This is a genomic window from Mesorhizobium sp. RIZ17, assembly GCF_051127865.1.
Lineage (GTDB): Bacteria > Pseudomonadota > Alphaproteobacteria > Rhizobiales > Rhizobiaceae > Mesorhizobium > Mesorhizobium humile.
Genome location: NZ_CP147861.1, coordinates 1064159 through 1080179, shown reverse-complemented (window position 1 = coordinate 1080179; position 16021 = coordinate 1064159). Strand labels below are relative to the sequence as shown.

Sequence of the window (16021 nt, the reverse complement as noted above, 5' to 3'; positions counted from 1 at the left end):
GGAGGGATCGCCGCCGTCCACGCAACCATTCCTTAAAACCGATCCGCCAGGGTTGTGGGAACGTGCGTATTGGGTGGGATCGCATTGTGGCGTGGTTGAACTGGAAAGGGCTCCGTGCCGACGGGCACGCTGCGCAAGGTCTGCTGGCGGTCGGCATGGTTGTCACCGCCGCGTCGATCCTGCTGCCGCGCCTTGAATTGGGCGCCGACGCGCTGAGGCTCTGCCTGCAGATATCCGTCGCCATCACCGCCGCGACGCTGTTTTTGTCGGCGCTGTTCATTCACCGCATCGTCGATGACCGCCGTCAGATCGCCGAGAGCGAGCAGCGCTTCCGCCGCGCCATGGAGGATTCGGCGATCGGCGTCGCCATCGTCGGTCTCGACGGGCGCATCAAGCAGGCCAATCCAGCCTTCGCCGCGATGCTGGGCTACAGCCGCGGGGAGATCGAGGCGCTGTCCTTTCCGCAGATCACGCATCCGGACGATCTTTCGATCGGTCGCGAGACGATGATGAATGTGCGGGAAGGCCGGATCAGCTCCTACCATTTCGAAAAGCGCTACCTCAGGAAAGACGGGACCCCGGTCTGGGCGCAGCTTGCCGGCTCGGTCATCCGCGACGAGGACACCGGCAAGCCGCTTTACCTGGTATCGCAGATCGAGGACATCGACGCGCGCAAGCAGGCCGAGGCGCGCATCGCCGAGGCCGAGACCCGATGGAATTTCGCGCTCACCAGTGCCGGACAAGGCATCTGGAGCCTCGACATGCGCAACGGTGGCACGACCTATTCCGAAACCTGGGTGAAGATGTTGGGCTATGCCGACGGCGAGCTCGACGGCGATCCCGACCGCTGGCTGGCGATGATCCATCCCGACGATCGCGAACGCGTCGCCGAGGCGGATCGCGCGCATCTTGCCGGTGAGACGGCCTTCTTCGAGGCGGAGTTCCGGATGCGGCACAAGGACGGCCACTGGGTCTGGATCCTCGACCGCGGCAAGGCGATCGAGCGCGACGGCCAGGGCCGTCTGGTCCGGGCCATCGGCAGCCTGACCGATATCACCGAGCGCAAGGAGGCCGAAGCGCGGCTGATGGTTTCGGCGGCAATGCTGGCCGACGAGAAAGAGCGTCTCAGGGTAACGTTGCAGTCGATCGGCGACGCGGTGATCTGCACCGATGCCGCCAACCGCGTCACCTTCATGAACCCGGTCGCCGAAAAACTCACCGGGGTCGAGGTCGGCGAGGCCATGGGCAAGGTGCTCGGCCATGTCTATTGGGCCGTCGACGAGGAAAGCGGGCAGAGGATCGGCCTGACGCGTCCTTCGGCGAGCGAACGCCCGCACTGCGACCAGAACACACGCGCGGTTCTTGTGCGGCGCGACGACACGCGCTGCAGCATCCGCCAGGTGGTGTCGCCGATCATGAACGACCGCGAGGAGTTCTGCGGTCTCGTCATCGTCTTCCAGGATTTCACCGACGCGCGCGCCCTGCAGCGCCAATTGGCCTACGCCGCCACCCATGACGCGCTGACCGGGCTCGCCAACCGCTCGAGCTTCATCCGCACCATGGAGGAGCTGGTCGACCAGTGCCGCCGCAATGGCGGCGAGCATCAGTTCATGTTCGTCGACCTCGATCACTTCAAGGCGGTCAACGACACCGGCGGCCATGCCGCGGGCGATGCGCTGCTCAAGAGCGTGGCCGATACCTTGCGCAACGTGCTCGGCCCGGAAGACATCGTCGCGCGGCTCGGCGGCGACGAGTTCGCCGTCATCCTCAAATCGGGCGCCGCGGCGCGCGGGCCGATCGCGGCGCGCTCAGTCATCGACGCCATCCGCAACCTCAATTTCAGCTGGGACGGGCGCTCGCATTCGATCGGCGCCAGCATCGGGCTCGCGCCGATCCGCGCCGGTTGCGGCGAAGTGGACGAGATCATCGCCCGCGCCGACGCCGCCTGCTATGCCGCCAAAGCGGCCGGCCGCGGCTGCGTTTCCGCCGCGCCCGACGAAGCTTTGCCCGACGAAATTTCGAAAGAAGTGCCGCCTCTGGCGCTCGCCGCGGCGTCCTGAGCCGCGCCGAAAGCCTTCAGCCGGGCAAGATCAGCGCGTCGGCACCGGATGGTCGCCGCGATAGTCGTAGAAGCCGCGGCCGGTCTTGCGGCCGAGCCAGCCGGCTTCGACATATTTCACCAGGAGCGGGCAGGGGCGGTATTTCGAATCCGACAGGCCCTCATGCAGCACCTGCATGATCGACAGGCAGGTGTCGAGGCCGATGAAGTCGGCAAGCTGCAGCGGTCCCATCGGATGGTTGGCGCCGAGCCGCATGGCGGTGTCGATGGCATCGACCGTGCCGACGCCTTCATAAAGCGTGTAGATCGCCTCGTTGATCATCGGCAACAGGATACGGTTGACGATGAAGGCCGGGAAATCCTCGGAAACGGTGATCGTCTTGTCGAGGTGCTTCACATAGGTCTTGGCGGTCTCGAAGGTGTGGTCCTCGGTGGCGATGCCGCGCACCAGCTCGACCAGCTTCATCACCGGCACCGGGTTCATGAAATGAATGCCGATGAAGCGTTCGGGACGATCGGTCTGGGCGGCTAGCCGGGTGATCGAGATCGACGAGGTGTTGGTCGCCAGGATCGCTTCCGGATTGAGCTGCGGGCAGAGCTGCGCGTAGATCTTGCGCTTGACCGTCTCGTCCTCGGTCGCCGCCTCGATCACCAGGTCGGCGGCCGCGAGGTCGGCCATGGCCGGTGCGGCGGAGATGCGCGCCATTGCTTCGTTGCGAGCCTTTTCCTCGAGCTTGCCGGAGCCGACCTGGCGGGCCATGTTGCCGCTGATGGTGGCGATGCCCTTCTCGATGCGGTCGGGCGACACGTCGTGGATCAGCACCTTGTAGCCACCCAGCGCCGAGACATGGGCGATACCGCCACCCATCTGACCCGCGCCGACAATGCCGATCGTCTCGATCTTGCTCATTACCCCGATCCCGTCCGGAGCATTTTCCGCTTCTTTGAAGCGCGGAAACGCTCCTATTTGTTTATTTCCCGCAATCCGGGCGCAAAACCGCCGGATTAGCTCCGGGCCTTGATGGCCCGCTTTTTGTGCAGTGCAAACTAAAAGGGCGGGGCGACTTCGTCTACCCCACCCTTCGGATTTTAATATGCCAGGACTGGCGACGTCAAAGCGCCTTTTGCAGTTCCGGCAGGATGACGAAGAGATCGCCGACCAGGCCGTAGTCGGCAACCTGGAAGATCGGGGCTTCCTCGTCCTTGTTGATGGCGACGATGACCTTCGAATCCTTCATGCCGGCCAGGTGCTGGATGGCGCCGGAGATGCCGACGGCGATGTAGAGGTCGGGCGCGACCACCTTGCCGGTCTGGCCGACCTGCCAGTCGTTCGGCGCGTAGCCGGCGTCGACCGCTGCGCGGGAGGCGCCGACAGCGGCGCCGAGCTTGTCGGCGACCGGCAGGATGACTTCCTGGAACTTCTCCGAAGAGCCGAGCGCGCGGCCGCCCGAGATGATGATCTTGGCCGAGGTCAGCTCGGGACGATCGTTCTCGGAAAGCTTGTTCTCGACGAAGGAGGAGAGGCCGGGGTTCGCGGCGGCGTTGGCCGTTTCGACCGAGGCCGAGCCGCCTTCCGGCGCTGCCGAGAAGGACGCGGTGCGCACCGTGATGACCTTCTTTGCGTCGGTCGACTGCACCGTCTGGATAGCGTTGCCGGCATAGATCGGCCGCTTGAAGGTATCCGGCGAGACGACCTCGATGATCTCGGACACCTGGGCGACGTCGAGCAGGGCGGCCACGCGCGGCGCGACATTCTTGCCCGACGAGGTGGCGGGCGCGATGATCGTGTCGTAGCCGCCCGCAAGCGACACTACGAGAGCCGCCGTAGGCTCGGCGAGACGCTCGGCAAGCTCGTCGGCCTCGGCCAGCAGCACCTTGCGGACGCCCTTCAGCTTGGCGGCGGCGTCGGCCGCGCCCTTGGCGCCCTTGCCGGCCACCAGCACGTCGACGTCGGAGCCGATCTGGAGAGCGGCCGACAGCGCCTTGGCCGTCTGGTCGGAAAGGGTTGCGTTGTCGTGTTCGGCGATGAGGAGAATTGCCATTTTCTTTGTCCTTTCCTGACCGCTCAGAGCACGCCGGCTTCGTTCTTCAGCTTCTCGACGAGCTCGGCGACGCTCTTGACCTTGACGCCAGCTTTGCGGCCGCCCGGCTCCTCGGTCTTGATCACCTTGAGGCGCGGCTTGACGTCGGCGCCGTAATCGGCCGGGCTCTTCTCGTCGAGCGGCTTCTTCTTGGCTTTCATGATGTTGGGCAGCGAGGCATAGCGCGGCTGGTTGAGGCGAAGATCGGCGGTGACGATCGCCGGCATCTTCAGCTCGACCGTCTGCAGGCCGCCATCGACTTCGCGCGTCACCTTGGCCTTGTCGCCTTCAAGCACGATCTTGGAGGCGAAGGTGCCCTGCGCCCAGCCGAGCAGCGCCGCCAGCATCTGGCCGGTCTGGTTCGAATCGTCGTCGATCGCCTGCTTGCCGAGGATGACGAGGCCGGGCTTCTCCGCCTCGACCACGCCCTTCAGCACCTTGGCGACGCCCAGCGGCTCGGTCTGTTCGTCGGTCTTGACCAGGATGGCTCGGTCGGCGCCCATGGCGAGGGCGGTGCGCAGCGTCTCCTGCGCCTGCTGCGGGCCGACCGAAACAACGATGATCTCTTCCGCCTTGCCGGCTTCCTTGATGCGGATCGCTTCCTCTACCGCGATCTCGTCGAACGGGTTCATCGCCATCTTGACGTTGGCAAGCTCGACGCCCAATCCGTCGGCCTTCACCCGGACCTTGACGTTGGCATCCACAACCCGCTTCACGGGCACAAGGATCTTCATTTTCCTGTCACCTCTCCTGAGATAGTCGGGGCGCTATACCAGCGTGCGCCCTGTCAGAGTTGTCGAAAGCCGACATTACGGGCGGAATATCCGCCCAGCGGTGCCGTTTCCGTAGTGGCGGCAAATCGGCGCGTCAATATCCCACGACACACCCAAATCGGTTCAGTCGCGGGGCGTTGCTGCTCCACGGCCCCATTGCGACGCCGGCTGCGTCGGATCGCCAGCGGCCGGTTCGACGGGAACAGGCGGCTGCTGGACGTTGGGCGTCGGGACCGGCTCGCCGTCGGCGCCGGCCAGCAGCGGTACGCCCCGGCTGCGCAGTACCAGAACCAGGATCGATCCGGCAATGATGCCGCCGATATGGCAGGCCCAGGAGATCTGGTCCTCGCCGCCCGCGGCAAACATCACGACCTGGAACAGGATCCACAGGATCAGCGGGATGAAGGCCGGGATACGCAACGGAATGCGGGCAAAGGCCAACACCCAGACTTTCACCCGGGGGTAGAGGATCAGATAGGCGGCGACGACGCCGGCGATGGCGCCCGAGGCGCCGATCAGCGGCGTTTCCGAATCCCAGGCCACCAGCCCCTGGAAGAAGGCACCGGCGACGGCGCAGGCGAGATAGAAGATCAGATAGCGTATGTGGCCGAGCGCATCCTCGACATTGTCGCCGAACACCCAGAGGAACAGCATGTTGCCGCCGAGATGGAAGATATCGGCATGCAGGAACGAGTAGGTGAGATAGCTGAGGCTTTCGGGGATGATGACGAATTCGGGCGACAGCTCGACCTTGTCGTGAACCACCGACGGGATGAAGCCGAGGCCGAGAACCGCGGCATTGTTGAAGTTTTCACCGCCGATCGTGGTCGCCAGATAGACCAGCACATTCGCCACGATCAGGCCGATCGTCACATATTGCAGGCGGATGTGGCGCAGCCTGTTGGTGTCGTAAAGCGGGATGAACATCGGACCCTCCCGCCCCTAGATTCAGCGGTTCTTGCCGGGCACCCATAGCACGTCGGCCTTTCCATTGTCATTGACCGCGCGGGCGGCGACGAACAGAAAGTCCGAGACACGGTTGATGTATTTGAGCGCCTCGCGGTTGACCTGCTCGGCCGGATCCTGTGCCAGCGCCACCATGAGGCGCTCGGCGCGGCGCGCCACGGTGCGGGCCAGATGGAGCGCGGCCGCTGCCGGCGTGCCGCCGTTCAGCACGAAGGATTTCAGCGGCTGCAGCTCCTTGTTGATGAGATCGATGTCCTGTTCGACGCGGCTGGTCTGGGCAGCGACGATGCGCAGCGGCTCGTATTCCAGCGGCTTGCCGTCGTCCGGCACGGCGAGGTCGGCTCCCAGATCGAACAGATCGTTCTGGATGCGCGACAGCATGGCGTCGATCGCCGGATGCTGGCTGCCGGTATGGATGCGGGCCATGCCGATGCAGGCATTGGCCTCGTCGACGGTGCCGTAGGCATCGACGCGCAGGTCGGATTTCAGCCGCCGCTCGCCGGTGCCCAGCCCTGTCGTGCCGTCGTCGCCGGTGCGGGTGTAGATCTTGTTGAGCTTGACCACGCGATCCCCCTGAACCGCCCTATTTGCGCGTGAAATAGACCACCAGCAACAGCAGCCCCAAGGCCACGGCCTGCAGCATGATGCGCGCCTGCATCAGCTTGTTCGAGGTCATGCCCGAGCCGCCGCGCATCATGTTGATCAGGCCGCGGACCAGCACGATCACCACGGCGGCCATGGCGATGACAGCGAGGATCTTCAAGGCGATGAGCATCTGGCTGGCTCCGGTTCGGGTTCGGTCAGGCGCGCCTGGCGAGCACGCGGTAGAGCAAGGACGCCGGCAGGACGCGTTTCAGCGCCGCGCCGATCTTAGCCGGCACCGTTACCACATAGTGCGGGCGCGGGCGCTGTGACAGAAGCGCGTGGCGGAGCGCCCTGTGCACGATCTCCGGTCCCGGCTTCAGCTTCGACACGCTGCCGCCTGCCTGAAGCCTTGCGAGCTGCGCCTGATAGTCGGCGCGGTGGACGGAATTTTCGACATCGATGTTTTTCAGGAACCAGGGCAGGCCGTTGCTGGCGATCTTCGATATCACCGGTCCGGGTTCAATGAGCGAAAGGTGGATGCCGCTGCCTTCGAGCTCCTGGCGCATGCACAGCATCAGGCCTTCGATGGCGTGCTTGGAGGCCGAATATGCGCCCCTGAAACGAACCGGAGCCAGGCCGAGGATCGAGGAGCAGTGGACGAGGCGGCCGTGCCCCTGGCGGCGCATGACCGGCACGACGCGCCGGGTGAGATCGTGCCAGCCGAAGACATTGGCCTCGAACTGTTCGCGAAGTGCGGCGACCGGCAGGTCCTCGACGGCGCCGGGCTGGGCGTAGGCGCCATTGTTGAACAGCGCATCAAGCGTGCCACCGGTGCGTTCAAGCACCGCCTCGACCAATGCCGCGATGGATTCGGGCTCACGATAGTCGAGATAAAAGGCCTCCAAGCCGTCGGCCTCGAGGGCTGCGATGTCGGCCGGCTTGCGCGCCGTGGCGAAGACCCGCCAGCCTTCCGCCTTCAGCGCCCGCGCGCAATAGGCGCCGATGCCGGACGAGGCCCCGGTGACGATGACGGTGCGCAACTGTTTCGCGACGGTGGACGTTGTCTGAACCGGGGTTGCCATTTGCCGCAATCACTTCCCATATTCGCGACGTCGACACAATCGAGCGGAGCGCGGGTCCTTGCTCAGGAATATCGTCGCCGTCAAACGCGTGCTCTACGATGCGATCGGCCATTTCACCAATGATGACGGCTGGGCGATGGCCAGCCATCTCGCCATCACCTCGCTGATGGCGCTGTTTCCGTTCCTGATCTTCGCCACGACGCTGGCAAGCTTTCTCGGCGCGCAGGCGTTCTCGGATACGGCTGTGCATCTCGTCTTCGACACTTGGCCGGAGCAGATCGCCAAGCCGATCGCGCGCGAGGTGCAGAACGTGCTCACCGTTCGACGAAGCGATCTTTTGACCTACGGCGTCGTGCTTGCCGCCTACTTCGCATCGAACGGCATCGAGGCGCTGCGCACCTCGCTCAACCGGGCCTATCGTGTCATCGAAACACGCGGCATCATCTATCGCAGGGTGCAAAGCATCATTTTCGTGCTGATCGCCACGGCCTGCTTCCTGGCCGTCAGCGTGCTCCTGGTGTTCGCCCCGCTGCTGGCCAGGCTGGCAGAGGCGCATCTCGAATGGATCAAGCCCTATATGGGCACCATCACGCTGTGGCGCTACGTCGTCGCCTCGACCGTCATCGTCATCGGGCTGTTCTCCGTGCATATCTGGCTGCCGGCCGGCAAGCGCCGCTTTGTCTCGATCATACCGGGCATCGTCTTCACGCTGGTCGCCTGGCTCGCTGGCTCGACCATCTTCGCCACCTATCTCGACCATTTCTCGTCCTACGTGACGACCTATGCGGGACTCGCCTCAATCATGATCGCGGTGGTGTTCCTCTACATCATCTCGGCGATCTTCATCCTCGGCGGCGAGCTCAACGCCGCGATCAGCCGGTATCTGGAAGCGCGGGCGCGCGTCGGCTGAGTCGAACAGAGGAAATGAGGAATTGGAGAACTGAGGAATTGGGGAAAAGGCGCCAGCACTTGGCTCTGCGCTTCTTCTTCAATTCTTCAGTTCTTCAATTCTCCAGTTCCTCTTCCGGCCTGCCGCGCCGTCGCGAGGGCGACGCCGAGCGTGGCGATCGCCATACCGGCGATCTGCAGCAGGTTGAGCTGCTCGTTGAAAAGCAGCCAGGCGATGACCGCTGTCACGGCCGGCACGAGGTAGAACAGCGAGGCGACCTTCGACATCTCGCCGTCCCTGATCATCACCATCAACAGGAATATGGCGCCGACCGACAGCACCAGGACCAGCCAGGCCATGGCGAAGATCAGCTCGCCATTGACGGTAACGGCGCGCGTCTCGAGGGCGAGCGAGCCGAGGATCATCACGGCGGAGCCGCCGACATACTGCCACATCGTCGCCGACACCAGATCGCCGCCGGAGGCATAGCGCTTCTGCCAGATGGTGCCTGCGCTCATGCCGAGCACGGAGACGAGCGAAGCCGTCAGCGTCGCCGGCGTGACGCCACCGCCGAGTGCGCCGAGCTTTGGCCAGAGCACGATGACGACGCCAAGCAGCCCGACGGCAAGGCCGGCCCAATGGCGCGGCAGGATCGCTTCGCCGAGGAACTTTCCGGCGAGCACGGCGGTGATCAGCGGCTGCAGGCCGACGATCAGCGCCGATAGACCGGCGGGCATGCCCCTGTGGATCGCCCAGAAGACGGCGCCGAGATAGACGCCGTGCATGAGGACGCCGGCCACCGTTGCGTGCAGCGCTTCTTCGCGCGTCGCCTTGCGCGAGCCGAGCAGAACGGCCAGCCCTGCAAACAGGATCGCCGCTATCACGAAGCGGATGGCAAGGAAAGTAAAGGGTTCCGCCCAGGGCATGGCGTAGCGCGCGCCGATGAAGCCGGTCGCCCACAGAACGACGAAGGAGGCGGGAATGAACCGCTTGATGCTCTGCATTGGGGGAGGCTGCCAGGATGAACGGTTGATGACGGCAATTGCTCTAAAGCCGTTCAATCCCGCAAGCAAAACGAAACGGTTGATCCATAAGCTAAGTCGAATTCAACAAACCGTGCCAAGAGGGGCATGGCGCGCGGACGCGCCATGGTGAGGCATGTTTTTGCATCTCGACACGACCTGGCTTCTGTTCGCCTTCGCGATCATCGCCGCCTTCGGATTCTTCTTCGGCACTTTGCTCGATGCGATCATGAAGGAGGGCGCCTTCGGTCCGAGCGGCAATACGCTGCTGTTCATCGTCGGCTTTTTCGTTGCGGTGGTGGTCGCCCATAAGCATGGCATCAGCCTGAGCGATCTCAGGCTCGCCGTTGCCTGGGGGCTTGGCGGCGCCTTTGCCTTGATCAGCGTGCTGGCGCTGATCAAGGCCGGTCTGGCGCGGCTCGGATCATAATCCGGACAACTGCCTGATGCCTTGCGGCGACACGCCTGTCTCTCGGAGCGCCGCAAGACCGGTGTCCTTGAAGCTCTTGGACAGTTTCCTGCCGTCCGGGCCAAGGATCAGGCGGTGGTGGAAATAGCGTGGCTGCGGCAGGCCGAGAAGGTCCTGCAGCAGGCGCTGCACCCCGGTCGCCGAATAGAGGTCCTGGCCGCGCACGACATGGCTGATGCCCTGCAGCGCGTCGTCGAGAACGACGGCGAGATGGTAGCTGGTCGGGATGTCGCGGCGGGCGATGATGACGTCGCCCCAGACCTGCGGCCGCGCCTCGATCGCTCGCGTCGCCGACATCGTCTCGTCGGTGAATTCGGTCCATGACAGGGCGCTTGAGACACGCGCCATCGCCGCTTCGACGTCGAGGCGCCAGGCAAAAGGCATGTTCTCGGCAATGCGTCGCTTGCGCTCCCGGGCCGGCAAGGCCTTGTCGAGCGGCGGGTAGTGCGGCACGCCGTCCGGATCGCGCGGCCAGTCGCGGCCGCCGGTCTCGGCGATGAAGGCGCGGATCTCGCCGCGGCTCATGAAAGCAGGATAGACGAGCTCCTCGGCGATCAACCGGTCGAGCACTTCCCGGTATTCGGCAAAATGCTCGGACTGGCGGCGCACCGGCCGTTCCCAGCTCAATCCCAGCCATTCGAGGTCGCGAAAAATGCCGGCCTCGAATTGCGGTGTGCAGCGAGTGACGTCGATATCCTCGATGCGCAGCAGCAAGCGTCCGCCGGCCTGCGCCGCCATCTGCTGGTTGAGCAGGGCCGAATAGGCGTGGCCGAGATGCAGTTCGCCATTGGGGCTCGGCGCGAAGCGGAATGTCAGGAGCGTCATCTTTCAGGCGGCATTCAGGTTGTCAGGTGCTTCCGCCGGTTGATAGTTAGCCATCATTTGTCGCCCTGGGAACAAGCAACGTGCAACGCATCGCCTCGCTTGACGACATTGCGGCAGGGCTCGACGCGCTCTGCCGGATCGACCCGCGGCTGGAGACCGTGCGCGGCAAAGCGGGCGAAGTGCCGCTTCGGCTGTCGGAGCCGGGGTTTCAAAGCCTCGCCTCGATCATCGTTTCCCAGCAAGTGTCCCGCGCGAGCGCCGACGCCATCTTCGGCCGGCTGGTCAAGCTGGTCGACCCGCTGACGCCGCAGGGGATCCTTGCCGCCGGCGAGGACATTTTTCGCGAGGCCGGGCTGTCGCGGCCGAAGCAGCGCGGACTGCTCGCGGTCGCGCAAGCCGTGGCCGGCGGGCTCGATCTCGATCACCTGTGCACGCTGGATGCAGGCGAGGCGATCGCGGCGATAACGGCGGTGCCCGGCATCGGCCCGTGGACCGCCGAATGCTACCTGCTGTTTGCCGCCGGCCATCCCGATGTGTTCCCCGCGCGCGACGTCGCGCTGCAGACGGCGGTCGGCCATGCGCTCGGCATCGACCCGCGTCCGCCGGAGAAAATGCTTATCCAACTGGCCGAATCATGGAGCCCGTATCGGGGTGTCGCGTCGCGGCTTTTTTGGGCCTACTATCGGGAACTGAAGGGCAGGGATGCGGCGCCACCTGTCGAATTGGCCAAAAAAGCATGAAAATCATGCGTTTTTAGCGGCTTCAGCGAGAGACAATCCGCTTCACATCCCTGTCATGTCAGGCTTACAGTATCCGCGCCGTTCGGTTCTGGAACGAAGGAGGCAAAGGACGTGACGGTCGCCGTATCTCCGGATGGGCTTCCCGCGCTGGTGCTGAACGCGGACTACCGTCCGCTCAGCTATTACCCCCTGTCGCTCTGGTCGTGGCAGGACGCCATCAAGGCTGTCTTCCTCGACCGGGTCAACATCGTCGCCGAATACGAGCACGCCGTCTCCTCGCCGACCTTCTCCATGAAGCTGCCGAGCGTGGTGAGCCTGAAAGCCTATGTGAAGCCGTCGCGGCATCCCGCCTTCACCCGCTTCAACGTTTTCCTGCGCGACCGCTTCCAGTGCCAGTATTGCGGCACGCCGGAGGATCTGACGTTCGACCATGTCATCCCGCGCCATCGCGGCGGGGCGACGACGTGGGAGAATGTCGTCGCCGCCTGCTCGCCCTGCAATCTCAGGAAAGGCGGCATGATGCCGGCGCAGGCCAAGATGTGGCCGCTGCAAAAACCCTACCAGCCGACGGTGCACGACCTGCACAACAATGGCCGCCTGTTCCCGCCCAACCATCTGCATGAAAGCTGGATGGATTATCTCTACTGGGATGTCGAGTTGGAGCCATAGGGCCGCTTTCAACGATTGGGGCTGGTTGGCTGTCACCCATGTACAGGACAACAATCGAGTGCCTCGATGTGCCGCCTCATTTGGGTCCGCAGGCGGCCATCGACATCGAGCAAGAGTTTCGCATCCACAGGACTTGGCACAAGGAGCCAAGCTGTGCCTACGACGATGGAAAACTCCTACTCGTTGCGCGCAACGACTTTGACGTCGATGGCAGGGCGCTTCTCGACGAGTTCTGGGACTGTCTCGCCGCGTATCTCGGTGAGCACGGAGAGATGCGCATTCTCAGTGTCGAGCAAGCCTGAAGCCGCCACCGGATAGTTCAATCCCGCGCGAGCGCGCTGCGGAAGGCGACGGCGGCGAGGATGAGGCTGGCGATGGCGTTCCAGCCGGCGAGCGACAGGCCGAGGATGCGAAGCGCCGCCTTGTCGCAGGACGGCGGCACGAATTTGTCGAGCGCGTCGAGCACGCCCTTGCCGCCGGTGTCGACCGGGCCGGCGCCGGCGGTGCAGTCGGCCGGACCTTGCCACCACGCCCACTCGACGCCCGAATGGTAGACGCCGAGATAGAGGCCGTAGAGCATCAAAAGGCCGCCGATCGCGAGCAGGCCGCGCGTCACCCAGGCCGGCGCGCGCAGCATCGAGGCGATCACCGCCAGCACCATCAGCGGCACGCCGACATAATAGGGGGTGCGCTGCTCGAGGCAGAGATGGCAGGGGATGTAGCCGCCGATATACTGGAAGGCCAATGCCGAGCCGACGGTCGCGGCCATGGCGACGGCGAGAAAGAGCGCCGCGCGGGTGCGCTGGCGTCCGGTGTCGGCATTCATGGTCGCTGTCATCGATGGAGATCCGTTGTTGCGTCGCTATCCGTGGGCGTATCTGACGAGGATATAGAGCAAAATCAGGGCAACGGCGCCGGCGCCGACAATCAATCCCAGACGCTTTTCGATAAACTCCTTGATCTCCTCGCCATAGCGGCGCAGCAGCCAGGCAAGCAGCAGGAAACGGGCGCCGCGCGCCACGATGGCCGAGACGATGAAGACCAAAAGATTGACGTGAAGCGCGCCGGCCAGAATGGTGACCACCTTGATCGGCGGCAGGTGAGCGGCGCCGGATGTGACGAGCAGCACCAGCATCAGCCCGGCGCCGGACGACTGCCACTTCTCGAATGTGGCAATGCCGCCGAAATGCTCCAGGATCGGCCGTGCTATCGTGTCGTAGGCATAGTAACCGATCAGCCAGCCGGCAATGCCGCCCAGCACGGAAGCAGCCGTGGCGGTCAGCGCGTAGCGATAGGCGCGTTCGGGCCGCGCCAGCGCCATGGGCAGGAACAGCACATCGGCCGGGATGAAGAACACCGAGCTTTCGACGAAGGCGATGAAGGCCAGCCACCATTCGGCCGATTTCCTCGCCGCCAGCGACAGGGTCCAGTCGTAAAGTCCGCGAAGCATCGGCTCTCCTAATCCTTGGCGCCCCGAGGCGCTTGGCGGTTTTGGGCAACGACAGGCAGGAAGACAAGGACCCAAAGCGCCGCATCCAGCTTCCGGAAGCGAGGCGCTCAACGCATAGCCTGTCTAAAAAGAATTTCCGCGCCGCACAATGTCTGCGTCGGCGCGAGGCCGAAGGGTGAGGCAATGCCGCCGGTTCCACCGGCAAATCCGCAACAGGCCAGTTGACGAACACCCATCCGCCCGTATAGTCCGCGCCCATCCAGGCCGCCCGGCCTGAGCCCCTATGGCGGAATTGGTAGACGCGCTCGACTCAAAATCGAGTTCCGCAAGGAGTGCTGGTTCGATCCCGGCTAGGGGCACCATCCTTCGCTCTGCGAGCTTCGGATGGCGGGCCATCCAGAAGCGCCTTAGCGCATATTCCCCGTATGGCCTTGCGAGTAGCGCCCCGGCTGCGGCCACACGGTCAGCCCATGCGGCTCGACGCCGACGCGGATTTTCGTCACCGCGCCGCTGGTGGTGTCGATCATGTAGGCGTCGCTGTCGAAGCGGCCGGAGAGCCAGAGCTGCTTGCCGTCGGCGCTGACATTGCCCATGTCGGGGCTGCCGCCGTCGGGGATCGGCCATTGCGCGACCACGGCGCGGGTGGCGAAGTCGATCACCGTCACGCTGCCCGGGCCCTTGGCCTTGCCCTGCTCCATCTTGTGCGAGCCGCGGTTCGAGACATAGAGGCGCTTGCCGTCGCGGCTGACGACGAAGCCATGCGTGCCGATGCCGGTCGGGATGAAGCCGATTTCCTTGAAACTGTCGCCGTCGACCAGGAACACGCCGTCATTCATCATGTCGGCGACGTAGAAGACCTTGCCGTCGGGCGAGAGGCGGATGTCCTGCGGCATGCCCATCTTGGAGAGGTCGAGGTGGCCGAGCACCTTCTGGTTCTTCAGGTCGATCTTGGCCAGGCCGCCATCGCCATATTCGCAGGTGAAGATCGCATAGGAGCCGTCACCTGAGAAATCGGCATGGTTGATGCCGGGGCAGGTCGGTGTCGGCAGGCTCGATTTCAGCGCCATGGTGTGCGGGTCGCGGAAATCGAGCTGCTGCATCGCCTCGTCGACGACGATTGCGGCGCTGCCGTCCGGCATGAAGTACAGATTGTAGGGATCGTCGACTGGAATCTGCTTGCCGGGCTTGGCCGTCATCGGGTCGATCGGCGTCAGGCTGCCGTTGCTGCCGGTGCCGTTGTTGGCGACCCACAGCGTCTTCAGATCCCAGGACGGCACGACATGCTGCGGCTTGCTGCCGACCGTGAAGCGGTCGACTTCCTTCAGCGTCGTCGTGTCGATCACCGAGACGCTGTTCGAGGAACGGTTGGGCACGTAGACGCGCGGCAGCGCTCCGGTCGTCACCGGGCTCAGATGGCCGGCGGCGGTGTGCTTGTAGATGTTGACCGGCGGTGGTGGCGGATCGCTGCAATCCTCGGGGCAGGAGCCGGCTTGCGACGCGCCGGGCTGCAGCGAGACAAGCAGCGCCAGCGGCACGCAAAGACGGATGAAGCGCAGGGAAGTCTCGATCATTTTGGCTGACTTGCGATGAAGGCGCGGATTTCATCCGTCGTCCCGTTGACGATGAGATCCACGCCGAGCTGCCCGAATTGGGCGGAGGACCTTGCCGGATCGCCGCCGTAAACGCCATCCCCGGCACCGAGCTTCGGCGGGCCTGCAAGACGATCCCTGCGCACCAGCGACGGGTCGACGGCGAGCATCAGCGAGGTGTCGGCCAGGCCGGCATGCGTTCCGATTTCGGCGCGTGTGGCGCCGGCGGCCAGCAGTTTGTCGGTGTAGGGCCCTTGCGTGAACCGATAGTAATCGAGCGCGGCAAAGACCCGCACCGGCGTCCTCTTCCATTCGGCATTGAGCCGGTCGGCCACGTGGCGTTCGTCGGCCTGGTAGCCACCGTGATCGCCGATCAGCACGATGGTCTTGAAGCCGGCATGCCTGAAGCTGCGGGCCGTGGATTCGAGCAATTGCTCGAAAGTCCCGTCATCGACGGAGATGGTTCCCGGAAAACGCATGTGCTCAGTAGGCGGATCGATATTGCCTTCCGGCACATAGGCGATGACCGGCGCGACCAGCGCATTGCCCAGTGTCGCGGCAATCTTCTCGGCGAGGGCCTTCACCCGCACATTGTGCTTGCCCAGCGCCATTGCCGGGCCGCTCTGCTCGGTGCCGCCGATCGGAACGATGATCGTGGTCGTTCCCGCCGCGACCAGGTCGCGCAACTCGGTCCAGGTCAGATCTTCCAGGAAGACCGAAGCGTTTGCCGGGTTGATCGCCGGCAAGAACAACAGCAGCGTGGCGCCAGCCAGGATGCGCCGTAGCGCGCGCCTTCCGATCTCAAGATGCATACCCTTGTAC

19 protein-coding genes and 1 tRNA gene are annotated in these 16021 nt (G+C 64.4%); 7 read left to right on the top strand and 13 right to left on the bottom strand.

The window, feature by feature from the left end:
• Positions 1 to 155: 155 nt before the first annotated feature.
• Complete coding sequence (locus WDX12_RS05285; protein ID WP_434724173.1) at positions 156 to 2060, top strand: PAS domain S-box protein; 1905 nt, start codon at positions 156 to 158, stop codon at positions 2058 to 2060.
• Between the two features lie 30 nt (positions 2061 to 2090).
• Here WDX12_RS05285 and WDX12_RS05280 read toward each other — a convergent pair whose 3' ends face one another.
• From WDX12_RS05280 to WDX12_RS05250, 7 genes are all read right to left on the bottom strand, one after another.
• Positions 2091 to 2969: a 3-hydroxybutyryl-CoA dehydrogenase gene (locus WDX12_RS05280; RefSeq protein ID WP_320296715.1), complete on the bottom strand. Its 879-nt coding sequence runs from the start codon at positions 2967 to 2969 to the stop codon at positions 2091 to 2093.
• A 202-nt stretch (positions 2970 to 3171) separates the two neighbouring features.
• Positions 3172 to 4101, bottom strand: coding sequence for an electron transfer flavoprotein subunit alpha/FixB family protein (locus WDX12_RS05275; protein WP_434724172.1), 930 nt, complete (start codon positions 4099 to 4101; stop codon positions 3172 to 3174).
• A gap of 23 nt (positions 4102 to 4124) precedes the next feature.
• Entirely contained in the window at positions 4125 to 4874 is a 750-nt protein-coding gene (locus WDX12_RS05270) for an electron transfer flavoprotein subunit beta/FixA family protein (protein WP_434724171.1), read from the bottom strand.
• Between the two features lie 162 nt (positions 4875 to 5036).
• Positions 5037 to 5840 carry a rhomboid family intramembrane serine protease gene (locus WDX12_RS05265; protein WP_320296718.1) on the bottom strand — a complete coding sequence of 268 codons (804 nt, stop codon included), beginning with the start codon at positions 5838 to 5840 and terminating at the stop codon, positions 5037 to 5039.
• A gap of 21 nt (positions 5841 to 5861) precedes the next feature.
• Positions 5862 to 6443 carry a cob(I)yrinic acid a,c-diamide adenosyltransferase gene (locus WDX12_RS05260; RefSeq protein ID WP_434724170.1) on the bottom strand — a complete coding sequence of 194 codons (582 nt, stop codon included), beginning with the start codon at positions 6441 to 6443 and terminating at the stop codon, positions 5862 to 5864.
• A 19-nt stretch (positions 6444 to 6462) separates the two neighbouring features.
• A complete protein-coding gene (locus WDX12_RS05255) occupies positions 6463 to 6654 on the bottom strand; it encodes a twin transmembrane helix small protein (RefSeq protein WP_320296720.1) in 192 nt (63 codons plus the stop codon).
• A 25-nt stretch (positions 6655 to 6679) separates the two neighbouring features.
• Entirely contained in the window at positions 6680 to 7546 is an 867-nt protein-coding gene (locus tag WDX12_RS05250) for an SDR family oxidoreductase (protein WP_434724169.1), read from the bottom strand.
• A 58-nt stretch (positions 7547 to 7604) separates the two neighbouring features.
• On the opposite strand from WDX12_RS05250, the gene WDX12_RS05245 reads away from it, so the two are divergent.
• Positions 7605 to 8456 carry a YihY/virulence factor BrkB family protein gene (locus WDX12_RS05245; protein WP_320296722.1) on the top strand — a complete coding sequence of 284 codons (852 nt, stop codon included), beginning with the start codon at positions 7605 to 7607 and terminating at the stop codon, positions 8454 to 8456.
• Positions 8457 to 8542: 86 nt separating this feature from the next.
• Here the strand turns inward: WDX12_RS05245 and WDX12_RS05240 are convergent, their stop codons facing one another.
• Positions 8543 to 9439: a DMT family transporter gene (locus tag WDX12_RS05240; RefSeq protein ID WP_434724168.1), complete on the bottom strand. Its 897-nt coding sequence runs from the start codon at positions 9437 to 9439 to the stop codon at positions 8543 to 8545.
• 154 nt (positions 9440 to 9593) lie between these two features.
• Between WDX12_RS05240 and WDX12_RS05235 the strand changes: the two genes are divergently transcribed.
• Complete coding sequence (locus WDX12_RS05235) at positions 9594 to 9887, top strand: hypothetical protein (RefSeq protein WP_320296724.1); 294 nt, start codon at positions 9594 to 9596, stop codon at positions 9885 to 9887.
• Here WDX12_RS05235 and gluQRS read toward each other — a convergent pair.
• Positions 9882 to 10751 carry a tRNA glutamyl-Q(34) synthetase GluQRS gene (gene gluQRS, locus WDX12_RS05230; RefSeq protein ID WP_434724167.1) on the bottom strand — a complete coding sequence of 290 codons (870 nt, stop codon included), beginning with the start codon at positions 10749 to 10751 and terminating at the stop codon, positions 9882 to 9884. The two genes, WDX12_RS05235 and gluQRS, sit on opposite strands and share 6 nt — an antisense overlap.
• Positions 10752 to 10831: 80 nt before the next feature.
• Here gluQRS and WDX12_RS05225 point away from each other — a divergent pair, with 80 nt between their 5' ends.
• The 3 genes from WDX12_RS05225 (at position 10832) to WDX12_RS05215 (ending at position 12462) form a co-directional block, all read left to right on the top strand.
• On the top strand, positions 10832 to 11491 hold the full coding sequence (locus WDX12_RS05225) for a DNA-3-methyladenine glycosylase family protein (RefSeq protein ID WP_434724166.1): 660 nt from the start codon (positions 10832 to 10834) through the stop codon (positions 11489 to 11491).
• A gap of 111 nt (positions 11492 to 11602) precedes the next feature.
• Complete coding sequence (locus WDX12_RS05220; RefSeq protein WP_027167440.1) at positions 11603 to 12160, top strand: HNH endonuclease; 558 nt, start codon at positions 11603 to 11605, stop codon at positions 12158 to 12160.
• Between the two features lie 38 nt (positions 12161 to 12198).
• Positions 12199 to 12462 (top strand): hypothetical protein, encoded by a 264-nt coding sequence (locus WDX12_RS05215; RefSeq protein ID WP_434724165.1) that lies wholly within the window; start codon positions 12199 to 12201, stop codon positions 12460 to 12462.
• Positions 12463 to 12479: 17 nt separating this feature from the next.
• Here the strand turns inward: WDX12_RS05215 and WDX12_RS05210 are convergent, their stop codons facing one another.
• Complete coding sequence (locus WDX12_RS05210; protein WP_320296727.1) at positions 12480 to 12998, bottom strand: disulfide bond formation protein B; 519 nt, start codon at positions 12996 to 12998, stop codon at positions 12480 to 12482.
• A gap of 24 nt (positions 12999 to 13022) precedes the next feature.
• Positions 13023 to 13610: a YqaA family protein gene (locus WDX12_RS05205; RefSeq protein ID WP_320296728.1), complete on the bottom strand. Its 588-nt coding sequence runs from the start codon at positions 13608 to 13610 to the stop codon at positions 13023 to 13025.
• A gap of 277 nt (positions 13611 to 13887) precedes the next feature.
• Between WDX12_RS05205 and WDX12_RS05200 the strand changes: the two genes are divergently transcribed.
• Positions 13888 to 13972: transfer RNA gene (locus WDX12_RS05200), tRNA-Leu, on the top strand.
• Between the two features lie 45 nt (positions 13973 to 14017).
• On the opposite strand, the gene WDX12_RS05195 is transcribed toward WDX12_RS05200, so the two are convergent.
• Both WDX12_RS05195 and WDX12_RS05190 read right to left on the bottom strand, forming a co-directional pair.
• Positions 14018 to 15181 (bottom strand): hypothetical protein, encoded by a 1164-nt coding sequence (locus WDX12_RS05195; protein WP_434724164.1) that lies wholly within the window; start codon positions 15179 to 15181, stop codon positions 14018 to 14020.
• On the bottom strand, positions 15178 to 16011 hold the full coding sequence (locus WDX12_RS05190) for a creatininase family protein (protein WP_434724163.1): 834 nt from the start codon (positions 16009 to 16011) through the stop codon (positions 15178 to 15180). Before WDX12_RS05190 ends, WDX12_RS05195 begins: the two co-directional genes overlap by 4 nt.
• Positions 16012 to 16021 lie beyond the last annotated feature (10 nt).

Bases quoted from the DNA above. Each gene is read 5' to 3' on its own strand.
- WDX12_RS05280 (WP_320296715.1), bottom strand. From the start codon at position 2,969: ATGAGCAAGATCGAGACGATCGGCATTGTCGGCGCGGGTCAGATGGGT.
- gluQRS (WP_434724167.1), bottom strand. From the start codon at position 10,751: ATGACGCTCCTGACATTCCGCTTCGCGCCGAGCCCCAATGGCGAACTG.
- WDX12_RS05250 (WP_434724169.1), bottom strand. From the start codon at position 7,546: ATGGCAACCCCGGTTCAGACAACGTCCACCGTCGCGAAACAGTTGCGC.
- WDX12_RS05190 (WP_434724163.1), bottom strand. From the start codon at position 16,011: ATGCATCTTGAGATCGGAAGGCGCGCGCTACGGCGCATCCTGGCTGGC.
- WDX12_RS05195 (WP_434724164.1), bottom strand. From the start codon at position 15,181: ATGATCGAGACTTCCCTGCGCTTCATCCGTCTTTGCGTGCCGCTGGCG.
- WDX12_RS05270 (WP_434724171.1), bottom strand. From the start codon at position 4,874: ATGAAGATCCTTGTGCCCGTGAAGCGGGTTGTGGATGCCAACGTCAAG.
- WDX12_RS05240 (WP_434724168.1), bottom strand. From the start codon at position 9,439: ATGCAGAGCATCAAGCGGTTCATTCCCGCCTCCTTCGTCGTTCTGTGG.
- WDX12_RS05255 (WP_320296720.1), bottom strand. From the start codon at position 6,654: ATGCTCATCGCCTTGAAGATCCTCGCTGTCATCGCCATGGCCGCCGTG.
- WDX12_RS05210 (WP_320296727.1), bottom strand. From the start codon at position 12,998: ATGACAGCGACCATGAATGCCGACACCGGACGCCAGCGCACCCGCGCG.
- WDX12_RS05205 (WP_320296728.1), bottom strand. From the start codon at position 13,610: ATGCTTCGCGGACTTTACGACTGGACCCTGTCGCTGGCGGCGAGGAAA.
- WDX12_RS05275 (WP_434724172.1), bottom strand. From the start codon at position 4,101: ATGGCAATTCTCCTCATCGCCGAACACGACAACGCAACCCTTTCCGAC.
- WDX12_RS05285 (WP_434724173.1), top strand. From the start codon at position 156: ATGGTTGTCACCGCCGCGTCGATCCTGCTGCCGCGCCTTGAATTGGGC.
- WDX12_RS05235 (WP_320296724.1), top strand. From the start codon at position 9,594: ATGTTTTTGCATCTCGACACGACCTGGCTTCTGTTCGCCTTCGCGATC.
- WDX12_RS05215 (WP_434724165.1), top strand. From the start codon at position 12,199: ATGTACAGGACAACAATCGAGTGCCTCGATGTGCCGCCTCATTTGGGT.
- WDX12_RS05265 (WP_320296718.1), bottom strand. From the start codon at position 5,840: ATGTTCATCCCGCTTTACGACACCAACAGGCTGCGCCACATCCGCCTG.